The organism is Mesorhizobium sp. M7A.F.Ca.US.005.03.1.1 (genome assembly GCF_003997975.1).
GTDB lineage: Bacteria > Pseudomonadota > Alphaproteobacteria > Rhizobiales > Rhizobiaceae > Mesorhizobium > Mesorhizobium ciceri.
On the sequence record NZ_RZRO01000163.1, the window covers coordinates 1 to 8624 of the forward strand.

Here is an 8624-nt window from a genome sequence, read left to right on the forward strand (position 1 = left end):
GCGCCGAACTGCTCTACAGCCGCATGGGCCCGGCGATCGAAGCGTCCGGCGGCAGCGCCGGCAACACGGCGGCCGGCGTCGCCAGCTTTGGCGGCCGCGCGGCCTTCTTCGGCAAGGTCTCCAACGATGCGCTGGGCGAAATCTACGCCCACGACATCCATGCGCAGGGCGTCGCCTTCGGCACCACGCCGCTCAAGGGTGAGCCGCCGACGGCGCGCTCGATGATCTTCGTCACGCCCGACGGCGAGCGCTCGATGAACACCTATCTCGGCGCCTGCGTCGAGCTTGGCCCTGAGGATGTCGAAGCCGACAAGGCGTCCGGCGCCAAGGTCACCTATTTCGAAGGCTATCTGTGGGACCCGCCGCGCGCCAAGGAGGCAATCCGCCAGACGGCGAAGCTGGCGCACGCGGCAGGCCGAGAAGTGTCGATGACGCTGTCGGATTCGTTCTGCGTCGACCGCTACCGCGACGAATTCCTCGACCTGGTGCGCTCGGGCACGGTCGACATCGTCTTTGCCAACAGCCACGAGATCAAGTCGCTCTACCAGACATCGTCGTTCGACGAGGCGCTGGCCCAGATCCGCAAGGATTGCCGGATCGCCGCCGTCACCCGCTCGGAAAAAGGCTCGGTGATCGTGCGCGGCGACGAGACCGTGGTGATCAAGGCGACCGCCATCAAGGAACTGGTCGACACGACGGGCGCCGGCGATCTCTATGCCGCCGGCTTCCTGCATGGCTACACGCAAGGCCGCGACCTGCAGACTTGCGGCGACCTTGGCTCACTGGCAGCCGGATTGGTGATCCAGCAGATCGGCCCCAGGCCCCGTCAGAATTTGCGCCGCGAGGCTGAGCAGGCGGGGCTGACCATTCCGGACGTTCAAACGAGTTAGTGGCCTACCTTCCCGTTGTGCAGGCTATCTCGCCAGAAGCGCAATCACGGAATAGGGAAATCCTGATGTCGAACATGATGAAGGCGCTTGTGAAGGCCAAGGCCGAACCGGGCATCTGGATGGAAGAGGTGCCGGTGCCGGAAATCGGCCCCAACGACGTGCTGATCAAGATCAAGAAGACGGCGATCTGCGGCACCGACGTGCACATCTACAATTGGGACCAGTGGGCGCAGAAGACGGTGCCGGTGCCGATGGTGACGGGCCATGAATTCGTCGGCACCGTTGCCGATTTCGGCGCAGCGGTCACCGAATACAAGGTCGGCCAGCGTGTATCGGGCGAAGGCCACATCGTCTGCGGCCATTGCCGCAACTGTCGCGCCGGGCGAGGGCATCTGTGCCGCAACACGCTCGGCGTCGGCGTCAACCGTCCAGGCGCCTTCGGCGAGTATCTGGCGATCCCGCAGCACAATGTCGTGCCGATCCCCGACGATGTGCCCGATGAGATTGCCGCGATCTTCGATCCCTTGGGCAATGCCGTCCACACCGCATTGTCCTTCGATCTGGTCGGCGAGGACGTGCTGGTGACTGGCGCCGGGCCGATCGGCATCATGGGCGCGCTCGTCGCCCAATGCGTCGGCGCGCGCAAAGTGGTCATCACTGACATCAACCCGGTGCGGCTGGCGCTAGCCAAGAAACTCGGCGTCCAGCATGTCGTCGACGCCTCGAAGGAGAAGCTGCGCGACGTCATGCCGGTGCTCGGCATGACCGAGGGGTTCGACGTCGGCCTCGAAATGTCAGGCGCCGCCCCCGCTTTCCGCGACATGATCGACACCATGAACAATGGCGGCAAGATCGCCATTCTGGGCATCGCGCCGACCGGCTTCGAGATCGACTGGAACAAGGTCATCTTCAAGATGCTGCATCTCAAAGGCATCTACGGCCGCGAGATGTTCGAAACCTGGTACAAGATGATCGCGCTTGTGCAGGGTCCGCTGGATGTCTCCGGCCTGATCACCCACCGCATCGGCATCGACGATTTTCAGATCGGTTTCGATGCGATGAAGAGCGGCAGTTCCGGCAAGGTGGTGATGGACTGGTAGGGATTGCCTTGGCCGCTATTCAGGAAAAGCTGACGACAGCACCTCTGGTCCGCCGGACATTTTCCAACTAGGGGAACATGGCTGGGTGGAGAGCTATGGCTCCGCTACGTGCGCTCGCTAATCATATACGGCGACGTATCGCGGCCCACCCGGTGACGGTCGATGGGGCAATTCGCTTCAGTCGATGACGGAAACCCGGTGAACCGATGCTGAGGCCCCGACGCGATCGTCTATTTCCTATGATCTGCGATTGAGGTCGAGGTGTTGCCGCTTTCAGCGGGTAAGATGCGATAGACGACTTCCGGTACCCTTCCGGTCAGCGAAAAGGAAGGCAACGAGCCGCATTGCCTCAAGCAAAATGTTACCAATAGTGTCCTGTTCCAAAGGGGATGGACAGGTCGTGCCATTCCGGTTCGGGGGAAGGATGGCGCGGCTCAGCATGGCGACACGGTGAAGCGGCGATCGTGGAGCTTTATTGCGGCGTTGACAAGCGGCGCATTCTGGATGAGTTCGAGGCGGTAACCGGCTATTATTCGCAAGCGCGCGATCCGTCTTATGAACCGTCGTGAGCAGAGGCCGTCTGCGGGCAAGAGCCGCAGCCGCTGTTACGGCAGCGATGTCCGCGACGCGCTCATCGTGTTGTGGGAGGATTCGGAGCGGCTGGGTCCGCATCGACGCTCGCGGCGGCCAGCGCCGCCGGGCAGGAATGAGTTCGCAGTTCGCCGCTCGGTGCCAGCCCGCACCTTCGGCGATTGGAAAGATCCGCCGCCCGGCTTTGTTGAGCGCATTCGGGCACGTCTTCGTCAGGGAGCTTCGTGCAGACGATGGTGCTGACCGGATTGCCGCCGGCTGGACCGATTGCATTCCGCTCCGCACGCGCGACAGCGGCAATGTGATCATGGCGATCAAGCAGGCCCGCTCCCGGTTTCGCTGACCCTGTGCTGCTGTTTGCCGGCATCCGCCCGCACAGGAAGAGCTTGTAAAAGTGCGGAAATCGAGGAGCCGTTGGTCGTCGATCTTCAGCCTGAACGCGGTCGTTTGCTGGTGCCGCAAATCGGCTGTTGCATGTACATCCCTGTCAGACGTCAGTTTTCCTCGCCTATTTTGGTGTCGAGCGCGAAGTGCTCCAACCAGATTGCAAGGCTTTTTGGAAATGAGAGCGGCTTTGCGCAGGGCGCTCCGTTGTTGAGCATTCAAGCTACCAAGCCAATGACGCGCAGGTTCCACCAGGCTCGCCAGCCTTGAAGGACAGCGAAAAAAGCAGAGCACGACAGACACAACAGTGCATCAGGACGCCGCAGTCGTTGAAGATGGTGCGCTGCATCCATACCGTGGATGCATTCGATCCAAATAATCGATTTGTTCAATCAGTTTCTCGAAAGCTAACCCTACCCTCTGTGGGAATCGGGCTCTGAGCCGCGACGCTGCCTTGCGAGCGCAGGGGCTGCACGTAGGAGAGATGATGCAACGAGAAATCGCACGCGGGTTGCTGGCCTCGTGGGTTCGCCGACCGGCGTATTTGAGCCCGTCAGTTGGTCCTCACCCGCGCCTATTGCCACCGAGCGACTTGCATGTCCCTCCGACTCGGACCAGTTCCGAGAGCTGCGACGAGTTGCGCGCCGTGTGCTCCGATCAGATGGCCGCCGGTGACGCGTTCGATGGGCCGTCCCTCTTCGAGAGGAGATGAAATGCGAACGCTGCTCGTGGATCATCATGCGGATCTTGCGCGCGCCATGCGACTTGCGCTCGGGGATGGCGGCTTCGTCGTTGATGTCGTTGGTACTCTGGAACTGGCTTCGAGTGCATTTTCTTGCGCCAGCTATGAAATTCTCCTGCTGGAATTGGCTCTGCCAGATGGCGATGGCTTGGGTTGGCTGAGGCAGTTGAGGACCCACGGGCATTCAGTTCCTGCCGTCATTATGAGCAGCCTTAACGATCTCGATAAGCGAATTGCGATCTTCAACGGTGGTGCGGACGACTTTCTGCTCAAACCCATCTCTACCGATGAGCTTATTGCCAGAATGAGAGCCATTCTGCGCCGGGCGACACAGATGACCGACCTGAGGCTCGTATTTGGCAATCTCGACTTTGATCCGGTCGCCCGCCAGGTTTTCGTTGATGGGCACCCAATGATGATCGCACGTCGCGAACTCTGTGTTCTAGAGCACCTGCTTAACCGGGCAGGCCGCATCGTGCCCCGTGCGCAATTGGAAGATCACCTCTATTCATTCAACGACGACGTGTCTGCCAACGCGCTTGAAGTCGGAATTTATCGTTTACGGGGACATCTGACCAGATCAGGTGCAACGCCACGGATCAAGACCATCCGAGGCATTGGTTACATCCTAGAATTGACTGACGCCTCGTCCGCATAGTTTGTCGAATCGAAAGAAGATCTATTTTGCTGATCCTTCAACATCCTTGCGCTGCGCTCAATTGGCGGGCGATCGCCAACAAGGTTACAAGACCTGCAGTGCCCCGTTACCTGGGCCATCTCCTCTGCGCGCTTATTGTGACTTTCCCACTTGGTGTCGCGGCGCAAAACAAGCAGGACAAAGGCCCGCCGCATGCGGCTTCGAATAGCATCAACGCCACGCTGACCCTTTCCTCTTCGCTCGGGGAGACCGTTCATCTGCCCGGGCCAGCCACGACCATCTTTGTTGCTGACCCCACGATCGCGGATTTTCAGGCGCCATCGAGCAAAACAATCTTCGTCTTTGGCAAGAAATCGGGGCGGACCAGCCTATTCGCCTTGGATGGCAATGGCGAGCCTCTCGCCGAATTGCGTATCGTTGTCACGCAACCGATCGGGGATTTACGCGCCATGTTGCGGGAGCAGGTCGGCGACTATCCCATCCGCGTCAACTATACGCCGCGCGGCGCAATCCTTAGCGGGACGGCGCCCGACGCAGAGGTCGCCGACACCGCAAAAAGAGTCACTGAGCAATATCTGGGCGACGGAGCGCAAGTCGTCAACAACATCAAGGTCGCTGGATCCCTGCAAGTTAACCTCAGCGTGCGCGTAGCCGAAGTCTCACGCAGCGCCATGAAGTCACTCGGCGTCAACTTGTCCGCCTTCGGTCAAATCGGCAATTTCAAAGTGGGCGTTCTAAGCGGAAGCGCTGCAAGCGCTGGGTCTGGTTCAACCCAGGGTGGCGGTACAGCAGAAATCGGATTCGACAACGGTGCCGTCAACGTCAGCGCGGTTCTCGACGCGCTCGCCAAGGAGCATATAGCTTCCGTCCTGGCTGAGCCGAACCTCACCGCTATGTCGGGTGAAAAGGCCAGCTTTCTCGCGGGCGGCGAATTTCCCATTCCTGTCCTGCAGGAAAACAGGCAGGTATCGGTTGAATTCCGTCACTTCGGCGTCAGTCTGGAATTTGTGCCGACAGTTCTCAGCAACAATCAAATCAACATTCACGTAACGCCCGAAGTCAGTGAACTGTCGACGCAAGGTGCCGTGCAAATCAACGGAATTTCCGTGCCGGCAGTTTCCACGCGCCGAGCCGATACGGTCGTCGAACTCGCCAGCGGCCAGAGCTTCGCAATCGGCGGTCTAATCAGGCGGAACGTCAACAATGATGTCAGGGCCTTTCCCTGGCTCGGAGAACTGGCGATCCTGGGACCGCTTTTTCGCTCGACCTCGTTTCAAAAAGAGGAGTCAGAACTGGTCATTCTAGTTACGCCTTACATTGTAAGACCAGGCTCCAACCCAAACCAGATGAGCGCACCGACCGAGCGGGCGGCACCGGCTTTGAACGGAGGGGGCGCTCCGACGAATTCCGTGACAAGTCCCCCGCGAGACCGCGCTGCTATCCGTGCGGGCGCGCCAAGCGCCCAGGGCGGTCTCGGCTTCATCATCGAATAGTGTCATCCAAAGATGTTGCGTTTTATAATCCTCTTTGTCGCTCTGGCACCAAGCGTAAGTGGCTGCACAAGCACTACGCCAGTTGATGTCGAACCATCGGCACCAATGCTTGTCCGAGAGGAGACCACCGTCCTGACGTTGCAAAGCCTGCGCGCTTCCGAACGGCAGCGTTTGCGTGTTTTCCTAGACAAGGCCAGTCGCGGCCGGTTCGATGCCATCCACCTCCTCATCAGCGGTTCGCCCCAGCTCAGCGCAGGGGTAGCCCATCAGGCCAGGCAGTTGGCAATCGAAGAAGACAACATTCAATTGCGCGATCAACACGACGCCGGCTCAGTGCGAATTGAGGCGATTGTCTATCACGCCCGTCCGCCGGTCTGTCCCTCATATGGTGCCTTACCCAATGAAGAATCCTTCAAACAGCCGCTTGGTTGTTCGACAGGACATAACCTGGCCGTGATGGTCAACGATCCGCGCGATCTGCTCGACAATCAGGCCGTCAAGGCCGGCGATGGCGATCGTGCTTCTGTACCAGTTGCAACTTACAGAACATTCGGGACGGATAAAGGTGGCTGATACCGCCCTTATCTCGGCAGCACTCCTACCGGAGATTGAAAGCTTCCAATCGCGTCCTGATCTAAAATAAAAGGAACCGCTGGATGCAATATAGGCGCTATATCGAGGGCCTTAGGGCCGTTGCTGTACTTCCGGTCGTACTCTTTCATTTCGGAATTTCGGCGATCCCGGGTGGCTTTAGCGGGGTCGATATCTTCTTCGTCATCTCCGGCTACCTAACCAGCGGAAGCCTCCTGGATGACCTTGAACGCGGCCAATTTTCCATCGTCAACTTCTACTGGCGCCGTGCCCGGCGCATTCTGCCGGCGCTCGTCTTTGTGATGCTTCTCACCTGCATTGCGGCATTGTTCATTCTTCTGCCACCGGATCTGCGCGGATTCAGTCTTAGCATCATAGCTACCTCGACCTTCTGGTCGAACGTTTTCTTCTGGAAAACGTCAAGTTACTTCTCTATCGATGCCGCGCTTCTACCACTGTTGCACACTTGGCCGCTTTCCGTAGCGGAGCAGTACTACATCTTCGCACCAATCCTGATGTTCCTAATCTATCGCTACATCGGGAAGCGCTGGCTGACGACACTTCTTCCGATAATTCTCTGCAGCTTCGTAGTGGCGGTGATGGCGACATCGCTGGCACCCACCGCCGGATTCTATCTGCTGCCGACCCGAATCTGGGAACTCATGTTGGGCGCCCTGCTCATGCTCAAATGCCCCTCGCCGCTGGGCAACCGACTCCTGATGGAGTCGGTGGGGGTGGCCGGATTTGGCCTTCTCGCCATCGGGTTCTTCGCGATTTCGGCGAGTGATCCGTTCCCAGGCTACAACGCCTTGTATCCATGCATCGGAACGGCCCTTCTGATCTATGTTGGCCAAAATACCCCCTCGACGGTCGCCACCCGCATGCTCGAAGTCAGGCCGCTGGTCTGGATTGGGCTCATCTCGTATTCGTTGTATCTTGTTCACTGGCCTCTCAATGCGTTCGCGCACTATCTTTCGTTCCAAAAACTCGATCCGTTGATGACCGGTGCGATGTTGGTGGCAAGCCTCGCATTGGCTGCATTCTCCTGGAAGTTTGTAGAGCAGCCGTTTCGACAGAAGAGGGCCTTCACCTCCCCGGGGCCTATCTTCGCCTTTTCAGCGCTCGCGATCGTTGTCCTTTGTGCCGGCGGAGCGGCGGGGGCGCTCGGCAACGGCTTTCCGCAACGGTTTCCGGACTATGTCCAGCGGCGCATTTCCGTCGGGGACTGGAGGAATGGCATCTGTTTCAACGAGGGCACCAGCCGGATCGAAAGCTGGAATATGGAGGATTGCACGCGCACCAGCGGTTTTCCAACAACGGTTTTTTTGTGGGGCGACTCCTTCGCCGCGCACTATGTTTCCGGCTTGGGTGCTAACATAAATCGATTGCAGGCGAACATCGTTGAATATACGTACGCCAGCTGCGCGCCGATACTCTATTACTACCCGTACGATCGTCTTGATTGTGTCCGGTTCAATCGCAAGGCCTTGGACGTCATCTTGGAAGCGGACATCAAGACGGTTATCCTCAGCGGTAGATGGAGTGACTATGAGGTCAGAGGTTTCGACGGTCTTCAGCAAACAATCGCTACGCTTCGTGCCCTGGGCGTGCGCGTGTTTGTCATCGGCCAGTCTCCGCAGTTCCCAACTGACGTCCGGAAAATTGCGTTCTTCGCCAAGCGCCAAAATCTGGACGATACGTCCTGGCCGATCGCGATGGACCCCGACGTCAACGAACGTGTGCGCTCATTTACCAAAGGCGCCACATTCATCGATCCGCTGAAATTCCTGTGCAGCGCAGGACGCTGCGCCTATTTCGATAGAGGAGAGTTTTTATATTTCGACTATGGTCATTTCTCTTCAGCCGGCGCCACACTGGCAATCTCGAAATACTGGCCGGCTTTTGGCAAGGACAATGCTCTTCCTAAGACGAAGTAGCGGCTCAGCGGCTGACAAGCACCAGTACGGGTCCCAGTGATAGCTCCTGCTTCCGCAGCAGCCGCGACGATGGAGCTGTTCAGGTTTAAGGCCCCCCGATAGTGACCTAGGTGTGGAGCTTCAACAGGTTGTCCTCGATCAGGGCGAGGCGACTGATAGGCGTTTTTGACTTTAGGCTGCCATGTGGACGATGCCAATTGTATCTGTGCAGCCAGACAGGCAGTTCGGCGGCACGATG

At 58.7% G+C, this 8624-nt stretch carries 6 protein-coding genes and 2 pseudogenes; 7 read left to right on the forward strand and 1 reads right to left on the reverse strand.

Translation table 11 applies throughout. The features are described 5' to 3' along the window. The 7 genes and pseudogenes from EN990_RS34050 to EN990_RS34080 form a co-directional block, all read left to right on the forward strand. Positions 1-890: adenosine kinase (locus EN990_RS34050; RefSeq protein ID WP_164766214.1), on the forward strand; the 890-nt coding region annotated here is incomplete at its 5' end. 65 nt (positions 891-955) lie between these two features. Next, positions 956-1990, forward strand: a complete 1035-nt coding sequence (tdh, locus tag EN990_RS34055) for an L-threonine 3-dehydrogenase (RefSeq protein WP_063169264.1) — start codon at positions 956-958, stop codon at positions 1988-1990. Between the two features lie 714 nt (positions 1991-2704). Then, positions 2705-2873, forward strand: a pseudogene (locus EN990_RS36475) (transposase); the annotation flags it as partial. An 805-nt stretch (positions 2874-3678) separates the two neighbouring features. After that, positions 3679-4365 carry a response regulator transcription factor gene (locus EN990_RS34065; protein WP_063169262.1) on the forward strand — a complete coding sequence of 229 codons (687 nt, stop codon included), beginning with the start codon at positions 3679-3681 and terminating at the stop codon, positions 4363-4365. Positions 4366-4436: 71 nt separating this feature from the next. Then, a complete protein-coding gene (locus tag EN990_RS34070; RefSeq protein WP_063170365.1) occupies positions 4437-5858 on the forward strand; it encodes a type II and III secretion system protein family protein in 1422 nt (473 codons plus the stop codon). A gap of 12 nt (positions 5859-5870) precedes the next feature. Continuing rightward, positions 5871-6431, forward strand: a complete 561-nt coding sequence (locus EN990_RS34075) for a CpaD family pilus assembly lipoprotein (RefSeq protein ID WP_063169261.1) — start codon at positions 5871-5873, stop codon at positions 6429-6431. An 83-nt stretch (positions 6432-6514) separates the two neighbouring features. Next, positions 6515-8386, forward strand: coding sequence for an acyltransferase family protein (locus tag EN990_RS34080; RefSeq protein WP_063169260.1), 1872 nt, complete (start codon positions 6515-6517; stop codon positions 8384-8386). Positions 8387-8492: 106 nt separating this feature from the next. On the opposite strand, the pseudogene EN990_RS34085 reads toward EN990_RS34080, so the two are convergent. Beyond that, positions 8493-8624, reverse strand: a pseudogene (locus tag EN990_RS34085) (IS481 family transposase); the annotation flags it as partial.

Bases quoted from the DNA above. Each gene is read 5' to 3' on its own strand.
- EN990_RS34080 (WP_063169260.1), top strand. From the start codon at position 6,515: ATGCAATATAGGCGCTATATCGAGGGCCTTAGGGCCGTTGCTGTACTT.
- EN990_RS34065 (WP_063169262.1), top strand. From the start codon at position 3,679: ATGCGAACGCTGCTCGTGGATCATCATGCGGATCTTGCGCGCGCCATG.
- tdh (WP_063169264.1), top strand. From the start codon at position 956: ATGTCGAACATGATGAAGGCGCTTGTGAAGGCCAAGGCCGAACCGGGC.
- EN990_RS34075 (WP_063169261.1), top strand. From the start codon at position 5,871: ATGTTGCGTTTTATAATCCTCTTTGTCGCTCTGGCACCAAGCGTAAGT.